Source organism: Acidaminobacter hydrogenoformans DSM 2784 (genome assembly GCF_900103005.1).
GTDB classification, from domain to species: Bacteria; Bacillota; Clostridia; order Peptostreptococcales; family Acidaminobacteraceae; genus Acidaminobacter; species Acidaminobacter hydrogenoformans.
In genome coordinates, this window is record NZ_FMWL01000024.1 from 1 (window position 1) to 26,371 (window position 26,371).

Below are 26,371 nucleotides of genomic sequence, written 5' to 3' on the forward strand. Positions count from 1 at the left end.
ATCAGCAATGTCTTTTTAGACATCAAGGGGAGGTCTTTAATTGTTTGATGTCGATAGTCGTGAATCTTTGAAGTCAATTTGCCACAAGCCGGGCAGTGAGCCTCCTTGGCCTTGGTTGAGATTGTAATTCTTATAAAAGAATCAGAATGGTCGATTTTGTTGATAATACAATCTTTCAAATCTAAGAGTTTACTGGTAGAATGAGGATGCACTTATATCCAAGCCCCTTTCTTTAATGTTTGTCTAGTCAACTAACATTTTAAGGAGCAAAAGATATAAGTGCATTATTTTTTTGAAAAAAATAATGCTGGGGAGGAATCACCCACCCCAACATTTATTATAGAGCCGTTTTTGTTTTCGACATGAACAGGGGACACTATTCGAATCCCTCTTGCTTTATATGCCATAAGTAGTTGTTGAAGCAGTTAAACTTGGTATAATAAATTATATTATCAAATTTTCCGGAGGTTTAGCATGGACGTCCGATGGCATCAAAGATTTGAGAGCTATTGCAAAGTATTAGATCAATTAAACGAGGCAATAGAAATTATGAATGAGAAACAGCTTTCAAACTTGGAAAAACAAGGCGTTATTCAATCGTTTGAATATACGCATGAATTGGCCTGGAAAACGTTGAAAGATTTCCTAATGACCAGGGGAACAGTTGATTTGTTTGGATCAAGAGATGTTGTAAGAGAATCTTTCCAGCTAGGTCTGATAGAGAATGGTGAAATATGGATGGAAATGATTAAGATTAGAAATCTAACGAGTCATACTTACAATGAAACAACAGCAGATGAGATCATTACTTTAATACATGATCACTATTTCTCTGAGTTTGTTCTGTTATATGACAAATTGTTGAGTCAAAAAGAAAAAGAGAGTGAATGATCGTCAACAACTCATGACTGAAGTCACGAGCTTGTAACTCGCCAGTAGTACAAGCGGCCCCCGGGCCTCCTACCTTTTATCGCCAATGGCGTGCGGTTACATCATGGGCGGGTTGACTGCCACCCGGACAACGCAGGTTATACCGACATTGTCACTTCAGCAATGTACTTCATTCCAATCTGCTGAAGATTCATAGCCCCTATTCGGTCATCATTAGATTGATACCCACAGGACTTGCAAGAGAAATGGTGTCTCTTCTTATCTCTGTTTGCCTTGTCAATGTGAGCGCATTTTGGACAGGTTTGCGATGTGTAACTTGGATCCACCGCCATCACTTTTGAGCCAGCCTTCCTAACTTTGTATTCAAGCATCTGACGGAGCTGATAGAACGCCCAGGACACTCTGTAATAGCGATCCTTTACTCTCACACATTCCGTCGCCTTTCTGATCCCTGTGAGATCTTCAATAACAAAGAGCGCATCTTTACCATATCGTAAGACGAGTGCCTTTGAGACCTGATGATTCACATCAGTCATCCAACGGTTTTCTCGACTTCCGAGAGATTTAAGTCGTCTTCTTGACGAGGGGGTTTTAACCCGCTGAAGAGACTTTCTAACTCTGGTAAAATGCGCTCTTTTGTCTTTGATTTTTCTGCCTGGATCGAAATAGGTTTTCCCGTCTGAGCCGTAAGCGACAGCAAGAAAGTTCATACCGAAATCAACCCCTATGACCTGGGCTATCTTGTCATCACGGATCTCTGGGATATCTTTTGTGACAGGGATATGGAGGAAGTATTTGTTGTGCTTCATCACTAACTTGGCTGTTCCAAAAGTCCAGGAGCCATCAAAATACTGAGTCATCCCTTTGGTTTCGTAGGGGATTTTGAGCCGGCCCTGCAGGGTGTTGACAGAGAAAACCTGACCGCTGATCGAATAATCGCGATTCCAGACCAGATCAACCTCAGGTTTCTTGAATTTGACAATGTTCCAATTATGGCCATTCGATTTGGCGGACTTATATCTGGCGATCACAGTCTTTACAACGGATTGTGCCATCTGAGACTTGAGCCCGTAATCATTTCTAAGTGATCGATAGGTTTTGTCGTGCAAAATGCACTGATTTAGTACTTTGGTTTCAAATACAATACTGGAGATATAATTGCAACCTTTTCTATAGACCGACATGGTTTCTTTCAAAAGGATAATATTGTCGGATGTAGGGTAAATCTGAATTTTGGCAGTGATTGTAAACTTCATATCAAAGTCACCTCACTTTCGAGCCTTGATTTACTCACACCTATATTATACCATTTTTTAGGACAAACAACGAGCAAAGATTCAAACTTAAGCTTTCCTCACACGACTGAAGTCACGTGTATCCAGCCTATGTTCATGAAATATGGCTTGAGTGAAAATGTACAAAGGATAATCAAATCTGTCTTTGAAAAATAACCTAAAATTGATCTGATGCTTGAGGGAGATCAATTGAGGCTGGATGATCTTCTCGAGATAATGGTGCAACTTGACAATCTCGACCTTCCATATAAATTTGACATATCAATCCGGCATAGCATTCAAAATGAAGCCCTGATTGACCATATTGAAAGGGTAGGAATCACGTTTTACAGAAAAGATTAAAATCAATTGAAGTCAATAATAGTTCTATGCCTCAAAAAATCTGCCGATGGTCATAATGTGATCACCGGCAGATTTTTTAGTTGAAGTCTCTAATAATGCAACCTTTCCTTTAATGCTTCCTGGAGTATCTGGCTGAAATTTAGATGCTGCTTTTCTGCAGCTCTATTTAACCAAGAGGGGATGGTCAAGAATCATTGGGGAATCATTGGGGACGGTTCCTATTGTGCTCAAGAAAATCATCGGGAACCGTCCCCATTGTGCTACACCACAAAAAACAAAAATATCACTTGATCAAAATCATTGGGAACCGTCCCCATTGTGTCACCACAAAAATTTCATTTGCCAAAATGTAAATATATGGTTATAATACACATATATAACATATTCCAAAGGAGGTATTTTTTAGGTGGCTACGGTGATTAAGACCATAGGCATGAACGGCCTTGAAGGCTTTGTGATCAAAGTCGAAGCAAGAATTCTCAAAGGGGTACCTACCATGAGCATCATTGGTCTTGCGGATAAGGCCATTAAAGAGTCCAGAGACAGAATTGAAGCCTGCTTCAACACTATGAGCATGCGCTTTCCCAAGGGCCGGATCGTCTTCAACATGCTGCCCCAGGACGTTCAGAAGAGCGGGGGATACCTGGACCTGCCCATGTTTCTCAGCCTCGCCATGGAATGCGGGGAGATTTGTCCCGACAATATAAGCCTGGATGAAACCGTTTTCTTTGGGGGGATCAGCTTGTGCGGGGATCTGGAGAGCTTTAATGGCATGCTGCCTATGCTGATCCAGGCCAGGCAAAACGGCATCCGTTACGCTGTGCTGCCAAATGCCTGCATGGCTGAGGCCGTTAAGGTCCACGGCATCCAGTGCTTTGGGTTTGACACCATTCACGACCTCGTCGACTGGTTTGAGGGGCGGATGCGCCACACGCCAAGAAGTGAGGCGGTGAAGCTGCTGCCGGCCATTTCAAACCTGGATTTCAGCCAGGTCAAGGGGCAGGACCATCTGATCAAATTTGTCCTGGCGGCTGCGGCGGGCGGGCATAATCTGCTGCTTATTGGTCCCGCCGGGTGCGGGAAGTCTATGATTGCCAAGCGCATTGAGACCATTCTGCCGGACATGAATGAGGACGAGGCGCTGGAAGTCATGGCAATCCACAGTGTGGCAGGGTCTCCTCGAAGCCCTGAGGAGGCTATGCGGCGGCCCTTCAGAAGTGTGCATTACAACGCCTCCGCCAACGCCATTATTGGCGGTGGCACGAACGCGAAGCCCGGGGAGATCACCCTGGCCCACAACGGCGTACTTTTCCTCGACGAATTGCCGGAGTTTTCCCGGACCGCGCTGGAAGCCCTGCGTCAGCCGCTGGAAGACCGCGTGGTCAGGGTCGCCCGGGTCAAGCAGACAAATGTCTATCCCGCGAACTTCATGCTCGTAGCGGCAATGAACCCTTGTCCCTGCGGCAACTTTGGCTCCGGTAAATGCATCTGCTCGCCCCACAAGGTCAGGACCTACCGCCAGAGGATCTCGGGGCCCATCCTGGAGCGCATGGATATTCAAAAGTTCATGAATAAGGTGGATCTCTTTGAGGACGCGAACGCGAGGCAAAGCACGAAGAGAAAAGAAGGCAGGGGAGGGGGCGGTGATGCTGCAGCGGTTGCGCCTTCCTCACCCTCAGACACACTCTTGCACCATGACAGACCGTCACACGACCCTGAGTCTTGCACGCAAGCTCAACCCCCCCAAAACACTCAAAGCCCCAACGCTTCAGCCAGCCTCAAGAAAAAAGTCGAGATGGCCCGGTCCATTCAGGCTGAACGCTTCAAGGGAGAAGACGGCGTTTGGACCAATGCCCAGATGGACGTCGCCTTGATCGATCGCTACTGCGTTATTGATGCTGCTTCTTCTGAACTCATCCAGAGCGCGCATGACGCCAGTCAGTTCAGTGCCCGGAGCTATCATAAGATTCTCAAAGTGGCCCGGACCTTCGCGGATCTGGACGGCGCCGCGAATATCCGCCGTGAAGACGTGGTTTCGGCCCTCATGTCCAGGGATCTTGACAGGATAGAGGCCACGCCGCTGAAGGGGTGGTGACCTATGCACCCTCCACATCCATTGCCGCAGCTTGCTGCGAACGGTCGCGGACTGCCTTATAAACCCTTTGAACCCTTGAACCCCCACGATCCCAGTCACCTCTACTGGCTTTGGCTCGCTGAACTGAAGGGTCTGAGCCCCAGGGTGAAGCTTGATCTTCTGCGTCATTTCACCACCCCACAAGCCCTGTGGTCTACCAATGGTCTCGATCTCCCATCCCTCTCCCAAAGTCACAACCCGGGACTGGGCCCACCTACGCCTGCCCAATGGAAAAAACTAAAAGACCTGGATCCGGCGAGTCGCCTTATGGAACGAAATGCGTCACTGGGCATCAAGCTTTGGACGCTGAATCCCGGGGCATATAGGGCTTCGAAGGAATTGGCGGATCAATGGGTTGAACCACGACAATCGGAAGATATCTTCTTTGTGGTCTATGTCTTGGGCGAGCCCGTGACCGGACCATCCGCCGCGGTGATTGGAACCCGCCAGGCATCCGGAGATGGTTATCATGCCACAGAACTCGTCTGCCGCGATTTAATCCAGCGCGGCTTCTGTATCAACAGCGGCCTGGCGCTTGGGATTGACAGCTTTGCTCACCGCTTTGCGCTGGCAGAAGGCGGGCAAAGCCAGGGGTTTGTGGCCCACGGGCTGGACCGGTGCTACCCCAGCGCCCATTATGGCCTCATGCGCAGCTTGACTGAGCACGGTGCCGTGATTTCTCCATTTCCGCTGGGTACAGAGCCTTACAAGGTTAATTTTCTCAGGCGAAATGCGCTAATGAGTCTTTGGTCTGAGGAGGTCATTCTGATTGAAGCGGGGTTACAGAGTGGTGCTTTGAATACTGCTGAGCACGCCATTCGTCAGGGAAGACGCTTATGGGCCGTTCCGGGACGTCCGGGTTCGAAGGCCTGCGCGGGGAATCAAAAGCTGCTGTCCCAGGGACTCGCTGAGGCTTATCCTGTTGCTCTGGGACCTGGGGTTGAAACACCAATCCTTACGCTACTCAGAGACACACCCATGTCGATAGGTGCACTTGCGGATGTGATGCGGGTGCCGCTGGCCAGTCTTGAACAGGAACTCCTTGAGTACGAGAGAAGTTTATTAGTCGCTTATCTGCCAGATGGACGCTGGCATTACAGGGGGTGGTGAGACCGGTGAGCAGAAAACCCACAATAGTCTACGATGGCGCCATCTACCACATTATCCAGCGCGGCAACAACCGCGCCCATATCTATAATGACCAGCTCGACAAAGCGAAGTTCTGTGATCTGCTGAAAGAAACCATGGACATGGAAGACTATGGCTTTTCGCTCCTCTATTATGTCCTGATGGATAATCATTACCATCTGATTATTGAGACACCTGAAGCTTCCATTGACCGCATTATGCACCGCGTTAATATGCTGTACACGAAATATTACAACAAAAAATACGGACGAAAAGGCGTTCTCTACGAAGGGCGCTATACAGGACTGCTGATCCTCGAAAACAGCTACTTGCAATCCTTGATCCGTTATATTGCTTACAATCCAGTGCGGGCTGGGCTGGTCAAGGCACCGGCAGAGTATCGCTGGTGCGCCCACCTGGATATTGTGGCCACGAAGCATGGGCTGGTGGATGTGGCCGGGCTGTTGAGCAAGTTTGATCAGGATCCTGTGAAGGCAAAGGCAGCCTATACGCTTCTGATCTCCGGTGACATGCCAGTTCAGAAAAATCAAAGGCAGGTTCAGGATAAGAAGCTTCAGAAGAGAATGACCAATCTGGAGGCCATGCTTTTCAGTGAAATCAAGGATGATGCCATACGTACGCTGGTGTGTCAGCGGGACAAAACAGCACTAATCAGCGCCCATCGGCAGCAGTTTGCGGAGCGGGCCTATCTCGCGGGGTTTTATGTCAAGGAAATCGCGGCACTTTTAAATATGACACCGCGGGCAGTCCATTATATGCTGGAGGGGACAAGGGCGAAGCCCAAGCTGATGAGGGGGATGGAGTGAAAAGATGGAGTGAAAAAATCAATAGGGACGGTTCCCTGTGAATCATTGGGGAAATCAAAGGGGACGGTTCCCAATGTGCTTTAAAGCCATCATTTCGCTTGTATTCAAATTATGATATAATATGGCTATGAAATTAAACGAGGTGATGAAATGGATGTCATTATTAGACCTTCAGCAGATGTAAGAAATCACTATAATGAAATCTCAAAACTTGTTAGAGAATCGCGAAAAGCTGTCATTTTAACAGTTAATGGGAGAGGTGATACGGCTATTTTAGGACTTCAAGAATTTAATCAGATGGAAGCTGAACTTGAATTGTTAAGGATGCTCGCAGATGCAGAAGATGACGTGAAAAATGGAAGAGTTGAACCTGTTGAAAACGTTTTCAGGGATCTACGCGCTGAACTGCAAAATAGGAAAAGTTTATGAACTACGTGATTTTGAGAACGGACAAAGCTGAAGATCAGCTGCGTGACCTCATTTTTTATATTGCGGATAACTCTGGTGATAATCAATCAGCGCTTGGCTACTTGGAGAAATTGGAATCAGCAATAAATAGGTTGAGAGAATTTCCTGAATCAGGAAGTCTGCCAAGATACTCTATTTTGAAAAAGCAAGGTTATCGCGTTTTGATAGTTGAAAGACATCTCATATTTTACAAGATTCATAGCGAGCAACGGGTCGTCATCATTTATGCAATTGTTGATGGAAGAAGGGAATATCGAAATTTGCTGTGACAGGCTGCTAATGGTGAAAAATGACTATCGGCAGCTTTCTTTTTTTTGCTGAGCCACCCCATGAATTCACCGCCACATCCACCCCCAAGAAAATCATTGGGGACAGTCCCCAATGTGCTCAAAAAACCGTATACGGATGGTTATGATACATATCCACCCTCCGTATACGGTTTTTGAATTGCGGAATTAAACTTTTAGATGTTGATTTTCTGGTAATCCGTTGGAATTTCGAAAAGATCATCCGAAACAGTGTCACTGATCTCTTCAATTGTCATAGTTGAAGTGACACCTTCTGTAGTGGAAACAATTTTAACCAGTTCATTTTTATCAAAATAATATCTGATAGTACCATTCATGATTGAATATTCCTCATAATCAAGTCCGTCTTCAACGCCTCTGCCTACAAAGGTGATCGCAGTAGTATCTACTTTTTCAACGACGGCGTCCGGATCCTCAGGGATAGCCATTTCCATGATCATTTTTTGACTATGATCAATCATATACATTCGGTCATCACGCATAATCATAGTACTTTCAAAGCCGTCGCCTTTATTCACAGATACAGTTTTATCTCCGTCAACCGCAAAAGTTACATCCGCTTCCATGGATTTGCCTTCAAATTCCATAGTAGTTTTGTACTTCATCAGATATGTGCCGCTTTTCATTAGATCCACTATGGCACCAGAGAGCTTTGGACCCAATTCCTCTGATGGACTCTCTGTGGTGGTTTCGGGCTCAGTATCTGGCTCGGTAGCTTCTTGGGTTTCAGCGGGTGCAGGTTCGATTTCAGCTGGCTCAGTTTTTGAGCCGCACCCTGTGAACGCTGTAATGGTCAGAAATATAATTAGCAGAACTGACAGCATTTTTTTCATATTATTCGCCTCACATTAAACACTATAAGTATGGTATTGTCTTCCTACGTTTTACATTTGATTTATACCCCAAAACAGGGACATAATGCATAACGGGAAAATCAAGACAGATTTCTCGTTCTTCTTAAGAACCTCCGGTGTCAGATCCTGCGGGGGGAGGGGGTGTTTCACATTTCGAGCAACACTGTTTCTTAAGCGATAAACAACCCAAACGTCAATATAACTGTGGGAAGAAATATTTCAGGAAGTGTTTGTTAATTAAGAATTTATTAAACTTGTCTAAAAAAATGAACCGCGGGTATAACTATATTAACAAAATGATGTCAGATGAACGGGTTCAAGGTTGATAAATAAAACCAGTTTGATCTTATTAAGGGGTTGATTCTATAATTCAATTTAAGAGGACAACTTTAAAACCAAACATTTGCATACAAAGGCAAACTCAGGCGAAAGCTGGGGACGCAAAGCCAGGAATCTAAAGCAGATGCTACGATCGACCGGCTGCTATGCACAACATTGAGTTGTTGTCATGGCAGTCTTTTTATTTTCCAAAAAAACGCCACAATAAACCAAATCTAAAGCCCTTACATAGAGATATAAAACAGGGCGCATCCAGAGAGCAAAAAATTTATTAGAGAGGTGAAAAAAAATGAAACGCCGAACAAAATCATTCATTAGTTTATTCTCAGTTTTCTTAATCATCTTGTCGACGATTATTCCGAGCATCGCTGCAGAACAAAAAGATCCGAGCGTATCTGACTTAATGGAAGAGTATAATCTTACATGTGATTTGGTTCAGTCGAAGTATGATCATGGTAATCCTGACGGGTTAGACGGAGGAAATGGCGGCATTTGGAAGGATGGCGATTTTGAAGTCAACATAACCTTCGATCATGAAAAAGAAGAAGGGAATGAATTTCTCTCCGTCAGTTTCAGCAATGCAACTAAGCCAGTCTACTTTGTCTATGTCAAGTACAGCACGGATGGTGACCTTTACCGCTATCCTACTGGAGTTGCATCTGACAGCGATCTGTTCGTCTCAGGCAATAATGCCATCAGCCACATGACTTTCTACTACTGCAATGGCACACAACCAGAATATGGTTCACTTGAAGTCACGAAAACCGTCACGCACTGTGATCAAGTTGTTACATTGCCTGAGGACGAATTCGAAATCACAGTTGATGGACCTAATGATTACAGCGAAACATTCTTCCTTTCAAATGGCGAGTCAAAGATCTTGAATGAACTCATGCCAGGCACATATTCCATTTCAGAAGCTATGCCACCGGACGATTACGAATTTGTAAGTATTGATGGTATTACACAAATGTCAGATGTCGAAGTTGAAGTTACAGCAAACCAAACCAGACAAGTCGAAGTCATCAACTTGTATAACCCTGATGGAGAGCCAGATCCAGAAGTTGGCGCTCTCCAAATCTGCAAATCGGTTGACACGGATGAAGGCGTTGAACTTCCAGAGACAGTTCCTGATTTTAAAATCGTCGTTACCGATCCAGAAGGTAAGAGTACGACTGTAGAACTGGCCAATGGAGAATCAACGAAACTGGAAAATCTCATGCCTGGAATCTATAAAATCAGCGAAACCGATATTCCAGAAGATTATAGCTTTGTATCTATGAACGACCAAAATACGATGACCGATTTTGAAATTGAAGTCGTCAAGAATGATACTAAAGACGTTGCAATCATCAACAAATATACGCCAGATCCTGATCCAGATCCTGATCCAGATCCTGATCCAGATCCGGAAATAGGTACTCTCCAACTCAGCAAAATGGTTGAAACTGATGAAGGCGACGAACTTCCAGAGACAATTCCTAATTTTAAAATCGTCGTTACCGATCCAGAAGGTAAAAGTACAACTGTAGAACTGTCCCATAAAGGATCAACAACCCTCGAAAATCTCATGCCTGGTATGTATAAAATCAGCGAAACCGATATTCCAGACGATTACAGCTTTGTATCTATGAACGAAAAAGAAACGATGACAGATTTTGAAATTGAAGTCGTCAAAAATGATACTAAGGACGTTGCAATCATCAACAAATATACGCCAACTGATGATCCTGAAGATCCAACCGGGTCCATCGAAATTATGAAGTTCAGAGATCTCAACCGAGATGGCGACATGGAAGATGGCGATGAGAATCCAAAAAATGATGATCCTTTATTGAACAACATCCAGTTCCGTCTTGAAGCAGCGCCTGTAGTTGAACTCTCTATGGCTGAAAGCTCTGAACCTCAAAGCTGGACTATGACCACCGGTTCAGGCGACTTTGAAGATGGACAAATCATCTTCAGTAATCTTCCTTTTGGAAGATACAAACTGATTGAACTTTCTCCACGTACCATTACCGCGCCAGAAGATTTGAAAGATGGCGAAATGTATGTCTTTGTTGATCAAGAGACACAACATATTCAGATCAAGGTTGGCAACTACTGGCGAAATAGCAGCGGCTCAAGTTCTGATCGTGATAATGATCGTGATAATGATCGTGATAATGATCCAGTCACCACGGAAACTAACGTCGTTGAAGAACCGCTCGAAACAGTTCCTCCGGAACCAACTCCACTAGCTCCATCAGATGTAGCCGAGGTGGTCGTTGAAGATGTATTCGAGGTCGCAGAAGTAGCAGTTCCGCTTGCATTGCCGCAGACAGGAGAATTGCCACCTTATGCCGCTTATGCACTTGGATCACTTATGATTCTGGCAGGCGTCTTCATGAAACGAAAGTCAATCTAAATGCAATTCGAAGCAGCTCATATTATGAGGCTTAAAAGAACTCTCACTCCCTTAAGCAGATAACAACAAAACAAATGGTCATGAATGGCAGGACGTCGCTGTTCATGATCATTTGCTATTCCTGCAGAATCGAAATTTGTTGTGATGGGCTGCGGATGGTGTAAAATGACCATCGGCAGCTTTTTTTTGCTCTCCGCTGCCTCGACAAACACCCCACATCCACCCCCAACGCGCTGTGTACAGCAACCACCCAAAGGGTATAAACCTCACCAGAAGAAAGGGTGGGACGCGCTCATGAAAATTCAATTTTCTTATCTCCTGAAAAACCGGGTCAGGCGCCTGCTGTTCATGATCCTGGTCGGGACTATGATCTACGCGCTGCTCGGCATTATCAACGCGCCAACGGATGCCGTCAGTCCCAGCGGGGAAAGCTATCATATTCTGGTAAAGGCGGACTATGTCCAGATCCTGATTAAGTGCCTGCTTGGGCTTGTGGTCATGACACTTCCGGGTCTGATTGAGACCAGTCAGAGGGTGGATCTGCCGGAAGCGCTGGAAATCCTGTACTTTGTGTTCCTGTTTATGGCGATCTTTCTGGGCTCCATCCGGAATTTTTACGAACGCGTCCCCCATTGGGACACCGTACTGCATTTTTTCAGCAGCATGATGCTGGGCTTCTTTGGCTTCTATCTGGTCGCCATGCTGAACACCTCAAAGCGCGTGCCCCTGTATATGACGCCTTTGTTTGTCGCATTCTTTTCCTTCTGCTTTACCATGATGATTGGCGTCCTGTGGGAGATTTACGAGTTTGTCATAGATGGCGCCTTTATCCAGAATATGCAGCGTTTCACCCTTGAAGATGGGACCTTGCTGGTGGGGCGGGCTGCGCTGAATGATACCATGATGGACTTCGTCGTGAATGGCATAGGCGCGTTGGCCGTATCAGTGTGGGGGTATGGCCATCTCAAGAAGAAGGGCCTTCTTCCAGGGATGAAGGACTTTTGGATGACAGGTGATGATTGATCACTAAAGGCAGTTCTAATTAGTAGAAGTTGAGATATTTATGAGACTATAACGGTACGTTTAAATAAGGCGTTTGCAGCCTCTCACCTTTTGGATTGAGAGGCTGACCATTTTTTGCCAAAAGGCTATAATGTTTTAGTCACCTTAGTCAGGGTAAAAATATACTGAGTTTCTGCGTATTATGCTTATATGCAATTTTACCCAAGGGATCTGAAATCGATTTGTAAAGAGGGGTGTTGTTATGGTGACCTTTGTTGACGTCTGCAAAATCTATAATGGAAATGTCAAAGCTGTCAACAACCTGAACCTAACCATTAACAAGGGCGAAATGGTCGTCTTTATTGGTCCAAGTGGATGCGGTAAAACCACGACCCTCAAAATGGTAAATCGCCTTATTCAACCGACCTCTGGAAAAATTATCATCAACGGCATAGACACCAACGATATGAACGCGGTGGAGCTCAGGCGCCAAATTGGCTATGTTATTCAGGATATTGCACTTTTTCCACACCGCACGGTGGCCAGCAACATTGCCACTGTGCCGCGACTCAAGAAATGGGAAACATCCAGAATCAACAAAATTGTTGATGATCTTCTGGAAATGGTAGACATGGATCCTGCCTTTTACCGGGACCGTTATCCCAATGAGCTCAGCGGTGGTCAGCAGCAGAGAATTGGCGTTCTTAGGGCGCTGGCAGCAGAACCTGAAGTTATGCTAATGGATGAACCTTTTGGCGCTTTGGATCCAATTACACGCGAGCAGCTTCAGGATGAACTGAAACGCCTCCAGAAAATGGTCAATAAAACGATCATTTTCGTCACACATGATATGGATGAAGCACTAAAAATTGCTGATAGGATTGTCATCATGAAAGATGGGGAAATCATACAAGTCGCCAGTCCGGAAGAGATCCTCCGTCAGCCAGCCAATGCATTTGTCAGGAGTTTTATAGGTGAAGAACGATTGATCCGACAGCCCGAATTGGTCGTAGCCAGTGAGGTCATGCTCCGCAAGCCAGTTTGCATGGAATATGACAAAGGGCTTCACCAGGGAATCGAAACTATGCGTGAAGAGGGCGTTGACAGCCTTCTGATCATTGACAGGGAATTACATTATATGGGTGTGGTTGAAGTCAGCAGTATTCAAAAAAATTTGAATAAAGTCAATGCACTTCAGGAGATTATGATTGAATGGCCAACCGTTGAAGAGTCAGATAGCGTTAAAGAAGTCGTTCGACTGATGGTAGAAAATAATCTGAGGTTTATACCCGTCGTCAATAAGAGCGGTAAAGTTAAAGGTATTGTCACACGTGCAAGAGTGGTTAACTTTGTCCTGGATTATTTGTAGGAAAAAAAGGGAGGCGTGACCATGTCCCTGTTTCAGTATATGATAAACAATTCCTCCCGTATTGCGGCAAGGGCATTAGAACATCTCTTCATCGCGTCAAGTGCATTGTTGCTGGCCATGCTGGTGGCTATACCCATAGGGATTCTCCTCACAAGATATGAAAGGATCGCAAAAATCGTCCTCGGAATTGGCAATATAATTATGACCATACCGAGTTTGGCGCTTCTTGCGTTTATGCTGCCAGTCCTCGGTATAGGGAACAAACCCGCTATAGCAGCGCTCTTTCTTTACGCGTTGATGCCCATAATGAGAAACACGTACACTGGCATAAACAAAGTGCAGCCTTCATTGATTGAATGCGCCCGCGGCATGGGTATGACTGACTTTCAAGTTCTTTATTCCATTGAGCTGCCGCTTGCATTGAGCATTATTCTCGCGGGCATCCGAACAACTTTCGTTATACTGATTGGCTGGGCGACACTGGCAGCCTTCATAGGCGGTGGTGGACTGGGACAACTGATTTGGGCCGGACTAAACAACATCAACTACAACCTGATCCTGAGCGGTGCCATTCCAGCTGCAGGGTTGGCTCTGTTGGCAGACTTGATGCTTGGGCAGTTGGAACATCTGCTAACCCCTCGGGGCATCAGAAAAAAGCAGTCAAAGGAGTGAATAGTATGATGGTTTATCTTTCTATGAAGCGAATCACCAGCGTCCTGTTGATAATAGCCCTTGTTGGTGTGCTGCTGACAGGGTGTTCGCAGCAATCGGAGGAGGTCACCTTGAAAATAGGGGCACAGAATTATGCGGAGGTCATCATAATGGCCTATATGGCAGAAGCCCTTATAGAAGACCAAACGGATTATAATGTAGAAGTGGTCTCACGTTTAGCTTCAGCCGTTGTATTGGACCAAGCCATGCAGACGGGAGATGTGGATATTGCCAGCCTGTTTTTCACTGGGGGCGCTACAGGGTTGCTGCACCCGAAATATTCAGATAAAGCTGGCGACTTAAAGGATCCAAAGTGGAGAGATGCCAGAGTGGTTTACGAGTTTGTAAAGGAAAACGCACTTGAGACACTTGACCGCCAGTGGCTCGAACCGCTTGGTTATGAAAACACCTATGCCATAACCGTCAGACGCTCTATGGCGGAAGAATACAATCTCAAAACTGTTTCGGATCTAAGGGACTATTCCGCAGATCTCATTATTGGTATGGATGATGCCTATTTGGATCGTGAGATTGACGGCTATCAGCCTTTGCTGGCTACGTATGAACTTGAACCGTTTAAAGATACAGTCACAATGCAGATCAACCTTTTGTATCAAGCCATCCGGGATGAACAAGTGGATGTAGGCGTCGCCTATTCGACAGATGCTCGAATTCACGCCTATGATCTTGTTTGGCTTGAAGATGACCGCAACCTATATCCGCCATTTGAAGCGGCTTATGCGGTCAACCTCTCTACTTTGGAAAAAGCGCCGGAAGTGGCGGAGATCCTCTCTCAACTCTCTGGTAAGATTGATGTGGAAACCATCAGGCGACTTAATTATGAAGTCGACATCAATCATAGGGATCATCAGGAAGTGGCAATTGAATTTCTAAAAGAAGAAGGACTGCTGGATTAGAAGTTTTATCTTGATTCCGCTGGGAGATATGGGGATATAATGATTCAAGTTCAAAACACAGATGCCAATGGTGATTCAATGACCATCGGCATCTTTTAATCATTGGGGGAATCATTGGGGGAATCATTGGGAAATCATTGGGGACGGTTCCTTTTGATTCCTTTTGATTCAGTGGGGACGGTTCCCCGTGTGCGAAATCATTGGAGACAGTGCCCAACCAGACTGTTCAAGGTGACTAAACCCGCAGCATACCGCAGTTTTAAGCTTTGTGTCTTTAACTGCCCTCATGACTATGTTATACTTTAGACAAATCATCACCCTCAACTGAATAGCGCGCTCATTTCGAGTTGAATGGCCTAAGGCGTCTAAACCGCTATGGCCACCAACCAGGGTCCTGGGAGAAATCCCCCGGCCTCCCGTATTGGAAAGAAAGAGTCTAAAGGCGTGTCCCTGGAAGCACTATTTTATGAATGGATGCTTCATGGGCACATTGTGTACACTCGACTTTCCGAGTGTCTTTTTTTTGCTCGAAAACAGTCGCGTAGGTTAGTTTGGGGGCAGTGATCCACAAAATTGTAAAGGGGTCGACATCATGAAAAAAGTATTTATCCTTGCAAGCCTTCTATTAGCGCTCTTGTTATTGCCCGCGACCATATCCATGGCCAGCGGCGGTGGTGGTGGCGGTACGGGAGGCGGAACTGGCGGCAACAGCACAGAGCCCCTCACTCTGGTTTCATCTACAGTTATGGACGGACAGACTGAAGTGGGTCTGACCCCCGAGATTACTATGGTGTTCAGCAAGAATGTGACAGACCTCAGCGTCAAAGAGGCCAACCTGACGTGCTTCGCCCTTGAGAAAAAGGATGGTGGAGAGGTAGGGTTTGAAGTCATCATGGCGGATTCCCAGGTTGAGCCGGAGAAGAAGAATGATGTGGTTGTGAGACCATCGGCAGAGCTCGAGGCGGGGACGCAGTACATAGTAACCATCAGCAAAGCGTTGACTTCCAAGAGCGGGGCGAGCCTGGCGGAGGATGTGACGATCAGCTTTACTACAGTTGGTGATGGTGCAGCAGCAGACGCGGCTGCAGAAGCAGCTGCAGAAACAGCCACAGCGGAACCCGTTGCCACGGAAGCGCCAGCAGCAGAAGCACCTGCTGTCGAAGAAACTGCTGAAGCTGCGGAAGCCACGGAAGACGCCGGACAATCCTCCACGGGCTTTATCATAGCCGCAGCGGTTGCTGTCATTCTTGTGGCCTGGTTTGGGATCAAGAAAAAGCGTTCGTAGCCTATGACAGTTCAGGCAGATCGAATAAATAAAATAGATAAAACAGATCAAACAGCTCAAATAAAACAGACAGATCAGACAGATCAGATAAATCACAGAGATCAAGTAAGGCGAACACTCAAACTGAACCTGACTCTGAAATGGGGCCTTGACGTCCTGGTCTTTGGGGTTTTACCTGTCATCATGGCGGTGATTTCCATGAGCACGGGCAGGTTTGAGATCCCAGCCGGGACGGTCTTCGAGATTCTATTTCGCGTGGTAACGGGTCAGGCACCTCTGGTTTCAACGGATCTCTTTACCATTGTCATGGAGATCCGGCTGCCCAGGACCTTCCTCGCCATGGCTACCGGCAGCGCGCTGGCAGTTTCCGGCGCGGCGTATCAGGCGCTGTTTCGAAATCCGCTGGCGAGCCCCGGGATCCTGGGCGTTTCCTCCGGAGCAGGCTTTGGGGCCGCGATCTCCATTCTACTGTTCGGGACTATGTGGACCCCCGTTTTTGCCTTTGCCTTTGGCGTCGTCGCCGTAGCGGCCAGCTATCTGGTGGGCAGGGTCTACAAGTCCGCCTCGACCTCGACCATTATGCTGGTGCTGGGGGGCACGGTGATTTCTTCCATTTTCTCCGCGCTGCTGCAGCTGGTGAAATACGTGGCGGATCCACTGAACAAGCTCCCGGCCATCACGTTCTGGCTTATGGGCAGCCTCAGCGCCGCCAGGAGCCAGGACATCCTGATGAGCAGCATCCCCATGGGCCTTGGGCTGGTGGGGCTCATCCTCCTCAGCTTCCGGCTCAACGTGGTCTCCATGGGCGACCGGGAAGCCCGGAGCCTTGGCATTAATGTCAAAGTTATGAAGTTCTTTTTGATTGGCTTCGCGACACTGGCCACTGCCGGCGCGGTGAGCGTCAGCGGCGTGGTGGGCTGGATTGGCCTCGTCATTCCTCATGTGGGACGTATGCTGGTGGGCAACGACAACAGAAAGCTGATCCCGGCCTCCATCTCCTTAGGCGCCAGCTTCATGCTGCTGGTGGACACCATTTGCAGGACACTGACCGGCGCGGAAATCCCGCTTGGCATTGTCACGGCGCTGGTGGGGGGACCGTTCTTTATTTATCTCTTAAAACGTACCAAAGGGGAGAATTGGGTATGACACTACTAAGTATAGACAACCTGAGCTTTTCTTATGGCGCGGCGCAGACCCTGCGTGGCATCAGCCTGAAAGTTGCACCAGGGGAGATCTACTGCCTGCTTGGCCCCAACGGCTGCGGCAAGACGACCCTGATCGACTGCGTTCTGGGCCAGCATCCGCTGAAATCCGGGAGCATCAGCCTTGGCAGCGAGGTCATTCAGACCCTGAAGCCCTACGAAGTCGCCTCGCAGGTCGCCTTTGTGCCCCAGCTCCACGCCAAGACCTTTCCGTATTCGGTGTTTGAGATTGTGCTGATGGGCCGCACCTTCGCCACGGGCACCTTTTCCAGCCCTGGCAGGCAGGACCGGGAAATCGCCAAACACGCCATTGATCTCGTGGGCCTTTCCGAGATTGCCCAAAAGCCGTACACCCAGATCAGCGGCGGCGAGCTTCAGCTCGTCATGATTGCCCGGGCCTTGGCCCAGAAATCGCGGCTGATTATTATGGACGAGCCCACCTCACACCTGGATTTTAAGAATGAGAATGAAATCCTGAATCTGATCAGCAGCCTCACGGTGTCCGAGGGTCTGTCCTTCATGCTGACCACCCACGACCTCAATCACCCGCTTTACTTTGAAAACAGCGGCGTCCCGGTCCGGGTTGGCATCATGGAGCAGGGCCGCCTGATCGCCCAGGGCCAGCCGTCCAGGATTCTGTCCAGCGACACCATTGAACGCCTCTACCACACCAAAGTCGTCACCCACACCGGCGTCATGGATGGCCTGCCCTACAGCTACATCATGGCTGTCCCCCACCATAGGAGGGAAGCGATTTGAAAAAACAATGGCTCCAGCGACTCCTCTCCACCGTCCTTTTGCCGATGGTCATAGTCCTCACCGCCTGCACCCCCATGTCAGCCCCGGCTGGGCCAACACCGGCAGAGCCGGCCGATACCCGAACCATTGTGGACTGCGATGGCAGAACCGTTGAAATCCCCGTGGGTGATCTGAAAATTGCCTGTCTGTACGCCTACGCAGGCCACAGCATGACCCTTCTCGACACTCAGGACCAAATTGTAGCCCTCGTGGAAGGCCTCAAGCGCGACCAGCTGATGCAGCTGAAGCGCCCGGACATTGGGTCTCTCAGCGTGCCCTCAGCCACAGGCGTCATCAACGTTGAGGAGCTGATTGCCTCCGGCGCAGAGCTCGCGCTGATCCGCCATTCCATAGCCCTCAGCGGGGCAGAGACAGAAAAAATGGACAAGGCAGGCATTCCCTACATAGTGATCGATTACACCAACATAGAAGAACAAAAGCGTTCCATTGAGGTTTTGGGCGAAGTCCTGAACCGCCAGGAAGCCGCTCAGGCTTATCTTGATTTTTACGAGGACACGATTGGTTGGGCCCAGTCCCGCATCAGCGACATTCCTGCTGAAGAGCGCGTCCGCATCTATCATGCCGTCAATGAAGCGACAAGGACAGATGCCAAGGGCAGCATTCAAGCGGAAATTACGGCCCTCGCAGGCCTGATCAACGTGTCCGCGGAAGCGGGAGCCGCACTGTCGGACGAGAAGACGTTTGTAACCCTTGAAGAAATCTACGGCTGGAGGCCTGAGGCCATCATAGCCAACGAGCACCTGGTCACGTCTTATATTTTGACAGACGCCAAGTGGCAGGGCCTTGAAGCGGTACAGTCAGGTCAGGTCTTTACGCTTCCTGTAGGCATTTCCAGGTGGGGACACCCTGGATCCATAGAAACGCCTATGGCGGTGCTCTATTTAGCTCAGTATTTTTATCCGGAAAAGTTTGAGGACCTGGATATGGTTCAGTTTACGGCAGATTACTATAAGACATTTTTCGGTCTTGACTTTACACCAGAGGAAATAGAAGAGATCCTGTCTGGCGTTGGGATGCGCGCAGCGAAGACTTCATAACGGCCGCTTCCTATTTTTTCGGAGGCGCGAGGAGGCATGTGATGAAAGTATTGATAGCCATAGATGACACTGACCGTCTGGGAACCCCCGGCACGGGACACCACGCGGAAGCCCTCAGGCAGAAAATTGAAGCCAGTGGGTTTGGCACGACCCAGTACATCACCAGACACCAGCTCTACGTCCACGCCGATGTTCCCTACACCTCCCACAACAGCGCCATGTGCTTTGAAGCAGCGCTTGCGGAGGGCTCTCTGGAGCAAGTCATCACTTTGGCGCAGGAACACCTGCTTGAAGTCAGTGAGGCGGGGTCAGACCCCGGTCTTTGTGTCGCCGCACTGGATCACATTCAGGGGATGGCGCAGCTCATTGCTTTTGGAAAGCAGGCCAAAGCGGGCCTGGTAACGAAAGCCATGGCCTATGAATTGGCTGAATCGACAAAGGTCCATTTGTCCGAGCATGGCGGTACCGGCGGCGGTGTGATAGGCGCAATAGCGGGTGTTGGACTCCGTTTATCCGGTCATGATGGCAGAGTCAAAGGCAAGATCTATGCCGGCGCAGCAGGGGACAGCCTTACAGCGGCGGAGCTGAAAAAGCTCACAGGTGCCCGGCGGGTGTGCGGCCTTGATGGTACTGTTATAGATGACACGGCGGATATAACACTGAGTGAAGACATGGTCAAGATGCTCTATCTGAACTGGGACCGGACGATTTTGGTGCACAGGGAAGATGGGGCAGGGTGGAAGACGCTGGATAAGGGCGGGTGCAGGAGCTATTGAATCATTGGGAATCATTGGGGACTGTCCCCCCGTGTGCGGAAATCATTGGGGACTGTCCCCCGTGAATCAATGGGGACGGTTCCCAACCAAACTGTTTGAATGGAAAAAAGCTGCCGATGGTCTTTTGACCTTTAGCAGCTTTTTAAGTTGAAGTCTCTAATAATACAGTCGTTCTTGATTAAATAAACGCGTTCACCCGTGACTTCTGTCATGGGTGCTTCAATAAGATCCTTGCTTTAAATATAATAATAATGATGAATAACCAGATGAAAGGTTTGCAAATACTATTGTACTATAGGCAATAAACCAAACCCATCCTACTGGTATAAATCCACTTTCTTCATAATAGACGTACAGACTGATGCTTAGAATGAAAACATAAATTAATACTAAAACAAATCCAATACTTTGAGATTGATACTGGATTGCTATATCTCTTTCAACTCTCTTAAAATTCCATTTTTTAGATTTTTCCAATACCCTCAACACAAAATCCGTTCCAAAACCAATCAAAAATATAATCGACAGAAGTAGAGTTTTGTTTTTATTATCCCCCCACGCCTCAATAGTATCTCCCGAAACAAATATTATAATCAAACAAATTGCTGCAATAGACCAGGTTATTACCTGAATAATGTTAAATTTCATAGCGTTACTCATGATTCCTCCATAATAATGTAATAGCTGAGTTAATTTAACCCTATATCCACGCCCAAAAGTTCTAACTTAAGAAATCATTAGGGACAGTCCCCCTTGTATTCCCCCTTGTATTCTCTTTCAGTTTTAGTGCCATAAAAGTCATGACGGGAAGCAGGTAGAGGTAAAACGCGTAAGGAATGTAGTGCGTGCTGCTGACGCCCAGGGTCAGGGTGGGCACGAAAGAGGCGAGGTTCCATGGGATCAGGGCGGAAAGTACAATGCCGGTATTTTCAAGGTCGGCGGCAATCTCTGTCTGATCCAGTTGACGGGCCCGGTAGGCTTTAGTCATGATGTGATTGGTCAGCACTGTAGCAATGGATTGATTGCAGCCAATAGCGCCCGTGAGGAGGCTGACAGCCGTTGTGTTGAGGAACAGGCCGCTTCGCGACTTTGGCCGGCTGAAGAAGGTCTCAATGCCGCTTAGGAGATTTGTGTCCTGGAATATGCCGGCGAGGGCACAGGAAACATAAACGACAAAGGCTGCTTTCCACATGGAGAGGATTCCGCCGCCGTTTAGAATGGCCGCTAAAGGATTGGCCGGTGGTAGGTCAAAGCCGGTGACTGAGAACTTCAGGACTTCGGGCAAGCTGTAGCCCTGGACTGCGACACTTACCACGATTGCCGCCAGAATACTGAGGAGCATAGACAATCGGACGTTTACCTTGAAAGCGGAGAGAAGCAAAATAATTGCCGCGGGCAGCAAAACAAAGCTGCGCAGGTCAAAGGTCCTCGCAATATCGTAGTCAATGCTGACGCCAGTGAAGCTGAGGGGCTGGCTTAGAGACAGCAGTCCGAACAGCCCTATGGAGACAAGAAGCGGCCAGAAACCGGTTTTGAACATGATTTTAATGTTCTGAAAGAGAGATGTGCCCGTCAGATTGGCCACGAGGTTGGCGCTGGAGGACATGGGGGAGCACCGGTCTCCAAAATAGGCGCCAGCGATAATGGCGCCTGCCGCAATGTCAGGGTTGACGCTCCCGCTTTTGGCCATAACGATCAGTGCAATGCCTACCGTGCCTACGGTGCCAAGGGATGTCCCGAGTAAAAAGGACACCATGGCGCTCAGCACAAAGGCGTACAGAACAAAGAATTTTGGATTTATGAGCTGGATCCCGTAATAGACCACGCCTGGGACGGTACCGGCGGACATCCATACACCGGTGATGGCGCCTATGAGAATAAAGATGATGAGAACTATGTAAGCTCTTTTTCCGCCCTCATAGGACATTTTCAGGATTTCACGCCATGCAAAGCCATGTGTTCGGGCAATCCCGGCAAAGATCAGGAATCCTGCAGCGAGGGGGAGTCCAACGAAAATGCCGTTGACGACAGAATAGACTAAAAAGAAAAAGGTAATGCTCATACCAATGATAAGCGTCATGTAAGGGTGGCCTCCTTGTAAAACAGAAAAAACGAAAATTTATGATTTAAATCAAGCTGCGGCGGGAAAGGCTTGAGTGATCACCGGCAGCCCTTTTGGGGAGGGAGCGTTTGGTTGGGGACAGGCACTGCCTGAACGTTTGGTCGGGGACAGGCACCGCCTGAAAATCTGGTTGGGGACTGTCCCCAACCAAACACCCAATCCAACACTTCATTAATTCAGCTTATAAGGCACGGTCTTGACCGCCGCCCCAATCAAAACCACGCAGTACACCAACGTGTCCAGCCAGGAGGGAAGTGACAGCAGAAAAGAAAAACCGCCATACGTCAGGAAGAGCAGCGCGGCTCTGCTAAAGGTTTCAAAGTGCTTAAGCGCAAAAGCCTTTCTTTCTTCCTCCGTTGCCGTAGCCGCGTCTTTGTAGCGCACGTAATTGATGTAGTAGACCCGCTGTGTCCTGTAAATCATCCAAAAGAGCGCCAGTAGGAAAACATTTGTCAAATGCAGCATGACCTGAACAAGTGCTTTTACGCCAATGTAAGGTTCGAGGAGATCAAGGACTACCACTGCGGCAATCAACAAGACTATATAGCCTGCCATCCAGACCACCAGCATTTTGTAGGATTTAATCAGCTGACCGTTTTCATCAAAAACATTCAATCTGCACACCCTCTTTGATGTTACTTAATCTCAGGTCCGCGGGTCTCCGCAATCAGCCCACCCACCGCCGCAACCCTCTGGTAAGCCCGCTCCAAAAACGCCTGTGGCGTGCCTTGACGCTCCTCCTGGGTAGGACTTACCTCCAGGGTCAAACAGCCGCTGTAGCCCAGCGGAAACGCCCTGGACACGCCTTGCCAGTCAATTACGCCATGACCAGGAAGCCAGTGCCGGTCTTCAAGGCCATCATTGTCAGAAATGTGGGTAGCCGCCAGACGACTTCCAAAATCCTCAAGAAGCTTGAAGCACCCCCGGTCCGTCAGCAGATGGTGGGAGCTGTCAAAGCAAAAACCCAGCGACTCTGACGGCAGGCTTTCAAGGATAAAACGCACCCGGTCATTGTGCCGCGTATTCTCAACGGCAATCACAACACCGAGCGCCTCCGCAGCCCGTGTCAGGACTTCAAGACTCTTGAGCCCCTGCCTCATGGAAGCCTCTGAATCCGGACGGTCACTGAGGTGCATCACCATCATGGGAATCTGGTGCTGCGCGCAGTCTTGAAGCCACTCAAGATGACGCTTGACCACCGTCTCCCGGTCCTTGTTATTCTCTGACCAGAGGGCGTCCGAATCGTTAAACGGCACGTGAATGTTTTCAAGGAAAAGCCCCGCTTCCCGGACCAGCCGCGGCATGTCCTCGCGCTTAGTTGGGTAGGGCATGTCTTCGTCCTCCCACCAAAGGGAGGTAGCCCCAAAGCCCGCCTGACGGATCAGCTCGATCCGCTTCTCGAAGGGCATGACAAAGCCGTACCAGGAGAAAATGCCAGCTTTGTTTTTCAACATAGATTTCTGATTATAGCTCTGCCAATAGTTTTGGTTCAAAACAACAGCACTCCTTCAAAAGCGCCCGCCTAAAGCGCCACCAGCTCATACGCCATACTGCCAAGCCCAATCTTTTCGGCGTGTCCCAGGGACACCCTGCCATTGTCAAATAACTTCTTGCCGCTGCACTGCTGCAGCAGATCCAGGCACGCCGTATCCAGCGCCACGGGGTCTTTGCTCGCGAGCACCCCAATATTCTCAGCAATAGGCTTCATGTGAATCCCGGTGCAGTCGCATTCCTCGGTGACATTAGAAATAAATGAGATATAAATAATGTCCTTGCCCTTGGCGGCCCCATAAGCATATTCTGCGAGCTTCTCCAGGAAATTGGAGCCAGACCAGGAATTGCGAATCGCACCTTCCGGACAAACCGCTATACAGCCCGCGCAGCCCACACACTTATCCTGATCAATCAACGCCACATCCGTGAGCGCAATCGCGTCAAAGTCGCATTTCTCAACACACAAACCGCAGGCGATACATTTTTCCGCTTTGACCACCGGCGCTATGCCCGCATGCTGCTCCAGCTTGCCGCCCCTCGCCGCAAAGCCCATAGCCAGCTGCTTCAACGCGCCGCCAAAGCCCGCCTGGATATGGCCTTTAAAATGGCTCATGACAATAAATTGATTGAACTTCCCATAGTCTTTTCCAATTTTACACTTCTTGAGGTACTGCCCCTCAATCTCCACCTCGTCATATTCCGTACCCAGGTCTCCATCCGCAATAATGATGGGGAGCTGCGTAAACCCATGGGCCCTCGCCGTCTCCAGGTGCTTGTCCGTGGTCGTCCTCGACCCCCTGTAAAGCACATTGGTTTCTATGTAAGAAGGGGCGACCCCCGCGTCTTTCAGGTAAGCAATGGTGTCTTCATAGCATCTGGCAGACAAAAATGTGACATTGCCTTTTTCACCAAAATGCACTTTCAGCGGCACTTCCTTCTCAAAAGTGTGGCCGGTGTCCGCGACCACTTTCTTAAGCAGCGCCAGCGCGTCGGCGCCCAGCTGCTCTTCATTCAGGCTTTCATTTTCTATGAAATAGACTTTGCTCATGTCAGCACTCCTTCTTTTCATTTCATTCATCTTTCTGGGCCATCCCAAGCCAACCCCCGGGGTCAACCCTAAGGCGAACCCTAAGGCGACGTTGTCACTTCAATTATACAACATTAGGAGAAGAAGGACGCACAGGAATTTTTTATCACAAGGGCAGAAGAGGCTGCCGATGGTAATTCAACAACCACCAGCACCCCCATCTCACATCTTTTCAATCCACAAAACGCTGCATTTTCAATGCCCCAACACCTGATCAAGCCTATGCCCAATTGGCCATTCCCCACAATGTTTGATATGATAGTATATAGCAATGCGAAAGGAAGTGAAGTGTAATGCAAACCGAATTCAACCCCAGGGACTTCTACACCGAGGAAGAGCTCGTAAAGCTGACCCAGGCACTCGTCAGAATTCCCAGTCACAAGGATACCCCCGGCCAGGAAAAAGAGGTAGCGGACTTTATCAACGCCTACCTTAAGGACCACGGCATTGATTCCGTGCTGCACCCCGTAGTGGGGGAGCGCGCGAACGTCATAGCCCGCGTCTCCGGCAACGGCACGGGGCGCTCGCTGATGTTCAACGGCCACACCGACACGGTGCTGCCGTACAATATGGTCATTGATCCTTTTGCCGCAGAAATCATAGACGGGAGGCTCTATGGCCGCGGCGCCGTGGACATGAAGGGCGCGCTGGCCTGCTTCATGATGACCCTGATTATTTTAAAACGGGCGGAATATGTGCCTGGCGGCGACGTGATCTTCACCGGTGTGATAGGCGAGGAAGGCAAGAGCGAGGGGACAGAGTACATTGTCAAGTCCAACATCCGCGCGGATGCCGCCATTGTGGGCGAGCCTTCGGATTACGAATACGCGGTGGGCCACAGGGGCCTTGAGTGGTTCGATATCATCATCAGCGGCAAGGCTTCCCACAGCGGCCGGCCTGACAAGGGCGTCAACGCCATAGAACACGCCATGACCTTCATCCACCGGGTTAAGCAGGATCTGTATCCCATTCTGAAAGAGAAGTATGATGAATACGCGGGGGAGTCCGTGATGAACTTTGGGACCATCACTGGCGGCACTGAGCAGAGCACGGTGGCGGACCAGTGCATCATTCGTCTGGACCGGCGTTACATTCCTGGGGAGACGAAGGAATCCGCGATGGCGGAGTACCAGGAGATCATTGACCGGATCAAGGCGGAGGATCCCACCTTCAATGCCCAGATACGCGTGACGCCGGAGAGCGTCCTGGACCTTTTCCACCCGCCTATGATTACTTCAATGAACGAGCCCATTGTCGATGCCCTCAGGGCGTCCATCAAAGACGTGATCCACCGGGAGCCCGGCATCACCCGGGGGATTGGGTGGTCGGACGCGGCGCTGCTCAAAGTGTACGCTGAGATCCCTACAGTGGTCTACGGCCCGGGGGATCTGTCCCTGGCCCACACGGAGGCAGAGTACATTTCCGTTGAGGACCTGATGAACGGCGTGGACATCTACTGCAGGCTGGTGCAGCGGTTTACCAACATGCCGCCGGAAGAATAGAAGCATAAGCGATAAAGCGTTCCTCAAAGTAAAAAAACCTGAAGTGATCTTCGCA

The 26,371-nt window shown here is 48.8% G+C and carries 25 protein-coding genes and 2 riboswitches; of the genes, 17 read left to right on the top strand and 8 right to left on the bottom strand.

Annotated features, from left to right (window positions below; translation table 11 throughout):
• On the bottom strand, positions 1-212 hold a 212-nt coding region (locus BLP63_RS14960; protein WP_139159756.1), incomplete at its 3' end, for a transposase family protein.
• A gap of 262 nt (positions 213-474) precedes the next feature.
• Here BLP63_RS14960 and BLP63_RS14965 point away from each other — a divergent pair.
• Positions 475-891 (top strand): nucleotidyltransferase substrate binding protein, encoded by a 417-nt coding sequence (locus tag BLP63_RS14965; protein WP_092592993.1) that lies wholly within the window; start codon positions 475-477, stop codon positions 889-891.
• 137 nt (positions 892-1,028) lie between these two features.
• Here BLP63_RS14965 and BLP63_RS14970 read toward each other — a convergent pair whose 3' ends face one another.
• Positions 1,029-2,147 carry an RNA-guided endonuclease InsQ/TnpB family protein gene (locus BLP63_RS14970; protein WP_092592995.1) on the bottom strand — a complete coding sequence of 373 codons (1,119 nt, stop codon included), beginning with the start codon at positions 2,145-2,147 and terminating at the stop codon, positions 1,029-1,031.
• A gap of 787 nt (positions 2,148-2,934) precedes the next feature.
• On the opposite strand from BLP63_RS14970, the gene BLP63_RS14980 reads away from it, so the two are divergent.
• From BLP63_RS14980 to BLP63_RS15000, 5 genes are all read left to right on the top strand, one after another.
• Positions 2,935-4,623 carry a YifB family Mg chelatase-like AAA ATPase gene (locus BLP63_RS14980; RefSeq protein WP_092592997.1) on the top strand — a complete coding sequence of 563 codons (1,689 nt, stop codon included), beginning with the start codon at positions 2,935-2,937 and terminating at the stop codon, positions 4,621-4,623.
• Between the two features lie 3 nt (positions 4,624-4,626).
• Positions 4,627-5,772: a DNA-processing protein DprA gene (locus BLP63_RS14985; protein WP_092592999.1), complete on the top strand. Its 1,146-nt coding sequence runs from the start codon at positions 4,627-4,629 to the stop codon at positions 5,770-5,772.
• 5 nt (positions 5,773-5,777) lie between these two features.
• Positions 5,778-6,617, top strand: coding sequence for a transposase (locus BLP63_RS14990; RefSeq protein WP_170829493.1), 840 nt, complete (start codon positions 5,778-5,780; stop codon positions 6,615-6,617).
• Positions 6,618-6,767: 150 nt separating this feature from the next.
• Positions 6,768-7,046 (top strand): type II toxin-antitoxin system Phd/YefM family antitoxin, encoded by a 279-nt coding sequence (locus tag BLP63_RS14995; protein WP_092593003.1) that lies wholly within the window; start codon positions 6,768-6,770, stop codon positions 7,044-7,046.
• Positions 7,043-7,354, top strand: a complete 312-nt coding sequence (locus BLP63_RS15000; protein ID WP_092593005.1) for a type II toxin-antitoxin system RelE/ParE family toxin — start codon at positions 7,043-7,045, stop codon at positions 7,352-7,354. Before BLP63_RS14995 ends, BLP63_RS15000 begins: the two co-directional genes overlap by 4 nt.
• Positions 7,355-7,548: 194 nt before the next feature.
• Here the strand turns inward: BLP63_RS15000 and BLP63_RS15005 are convergent, their stop codons facing one another.
• On the bottom strand, positions 7,549-8,226 hold the full coding sequence (locus BLP63_RS15005; protein WP_092593007.1) for an LptM family lipoprotein: 678 nt from the start codon (positions 8,224-8,226) through the stop codon (positions 7,549-7,551).
• A 425-nt stretch (positions 8,227-8,651) separates the two neighbouring features.
• Positions 8,652-8,735: riboswitch (cyclic di-GMP riboswitch) on the top strand.
• Positions 8,736-8,875: 140 nt separating this feature from the next.
• Here BLP63_RS15005 and BLP63_RS15010 point away from each other — a divergent pair.
• The 10 genes from BLP63_RS15010 to BLP63_RS15055 all read left to right on the top strand — a co-directional run bounded on the left by BLP63_RS15010 (position 8,876) and on the right by BLP63_RS15055 (position 20,111).
• Positions 8,876-10,993, top strand: a complete 2,118-nt coding sequence (locus BLP63_RS15010) for an MSCRAMM family protein (RefSeq protein ID WP_092593009.1) — start codon at positions 8,876-8,878, stop codon at positions 10,991-10,993.
• A gap of 294 nt (positions 10,994-11,287) precedes the next feature.
• On the top strand, positions 11,288-12,016 hold the full coding sequence (locus BLP63_RS15015; RefSeq protein ID WP_092593010.1) for a hypothetical protein: 729 nt from the start codon (positions 11,288-11,290) through the stop codon (positions 12,014-12,016).
• A 241-nt stretch (positions 12,017-12,257) separates the two neighbouring features.
• Positions 12,258-13,364, top strand: a complete 1,107-nt coding sequence (locus tag BLP63_RS15020; protein ID WP_092593012.1) for an ABC transporter ATP-binding protein — start codon at positions 12,258-12,260, stop codon at positions 13,362-13,364.
• A gap of 21 nt (positions 13,365-13,385) precedes the next feature.
• On the top strand, positions 13,386-14,036 hold the full coding sequence (locus tag BLP63_RS15025) for an ABC transporter permease (protein WP_092593014.1): 651 nt from the start codon (positions 13,386-13,388) through the stop codon (positions 14,034-14,036).
• Positions 14,037-14,041: 5 nt separating this feature from the next.
• Positions 14,042-14,992 carry an ABC transporter substrate-binding protein gene (locus BLP63_RS15030; RefSeq protein ID WP_092593016.1) on the top strand — a complete coding sequence of 317 codons (951 nt, stop codon included), beginning with the start codon at positions 14,042-14,044 and terminating at the stop codon, positions 14,990-14,992.
• A gap of 340 nt (positions 14,993-15,332) precedes the next feature.
• A riboswitch (molybdenum cofactor riboswitch) is annotated at positions 15,333-15,424 on the top strand.
• Between the two features lie 160 nt (positions 15,425-15,584).
• Positions 15,585-16,277, top strand: coding sequence for an Ig-like domain-containing protein (locus BLP63_RS17240; protein WP_092593018.1), 693 nt, complete (start codon positions 15,585-15,587; stop codon positions 16,275-16,277).
• 3 nt (positions 16,278-16,280) lie between these two features.
• Complete coding sequence (locus tag BLP63_RS15040) at positions 16,281-17,423, top strand: FecCD family ABC transporter permease (protein ID WP_242870938.1); 1,143 nt, start codon at positions 16,281-16,283, stop codon at positions 17,421-17,423.
• Positions 17,420-18,238 carry an ABC transporter ATP-binding protein gene (locus tag BLP63_RS15045; protein WP_092593020.1) on the top strand — a complete coding sequence of 273 codons (819 nt, stop codon included), beginning with the start codon at positions 17,420-17,422 and terminating at the stop codon, positions 18,236-18,238. Before BLP63_RS15040 ends, BLP63_RS15045 begins: the two co-directional genes overlap by 4 nt.
• The gene (locus tag BLP63_RS15050; RefSeq protein WP_092593022.1) at positions 18,235-19,335 is read left to right on the top strand and encodes an ABC transporter substrate-binding protein; all 1,101 of its coding nucleotides are present in this window, start codon (positions 18,235-18,237) and stop codon (positions 19,333-19,335) included. The genes BLP63_RS15045 and BLP63_RS15050 overlap by 4 nt, the downstream gene beginning before the upstream one ends.
• 41 nt (positions 19,336-19,376) lie before the next feature.
• Positions 19,377-20,111, top strand: a complete 735-nt coding sequence (locus tag BLP63_RS15055; protein ID WP_092593024.1) for a hypothetical protein — start codon at positions 19,377-19,379, stop codon at positions 20,109-20,111.
• A gap of 219 nt (positions 20,112-20,330) precedes the next feature.
• On the opposite strand, the gene BLP63_RS15060 is transcribed toward BLP63_RS15055, so the two are convergent.
• From BLP63_RS15060 to BLP63_RS15080, 5 genes are all read right to left on the bottom strand, one after another.
• A complete protein-coding gene (locus BLP63_RS15060; RefSeq protein WP_092593026.1) occupies positions 20,331-20,771 on the bottom strand; it encodes a hypothetical protein in 441 nt (146 codons plus the stop codon).
• 61 nt (positions 20,772-20,832) lie between these two features.
• Positions 20,833-22,191, bottom strand: a complete 1,359-nt coding sequence (locus BLP63_RS15065; protein ID WP_092593028.1) for a Na+/H+ antiporter NhaC family protein — start codon at positions 22,189-22,191, stop codon at positions 20,833-20,835.
• Positions 22,192-22,404: 213 nt separating this feature from the next.
• Positions 22,405-22,848, bottom strand: coding sequence for a hypothetical protein (locus BLP63_RS15070; RefSeq protein ID WP_092593029.1), 444 nt, complete (start codon positions 22,846-22,848; stop codon positions 22,405-22,407).
• Between the two features lie 20 nt (positions 22,849-22,868).
• The gene (locus BLP63_RS15075) at positions 22,869-23,726 is read right to left on the bottom strand and encodes a sugar phosphate isomerase/epimerase family protein (RefSeq protein WP_330387179.1); all 858 of its coding nucleotides are present in this window, start codon (positions 23,724-23,726) and stop codon (positions 22,869-22,871) included.
• Between the two features lie 29 nt (positions 23,727-23,755).
• Positions 23,756-24,775 (bottom strand): DUF362 domain-containing protein, encoded by a 1,020-nt coding sequence (locus tag BLP63_RS15080; RefSeq protein ID WP_092593031.1) that lies wholly within the window; start codon positions 24,773-24,775, stop codon positions 23,756-23,758.
• 332 nt (positions 24,776-25,107) lie between these two features.
• Here BLP63_RS15080 and BLP63_RS15085 point away from each other — a divergent pair, with 332 nt between their 5' ends.
• Positions 25,108-26,316: a M20 family metallopeptidase gene (locus BLP63_RS15085; protein WP_092593033.1), complete on the top strand. Its 1,209-nt coding sequence runs from the start codon at positions 25,108-25,110 to the stop codon at positions 26,314-26,316.
• Positions 26,317-26,371: the final 55 nt, after the last annotated feature.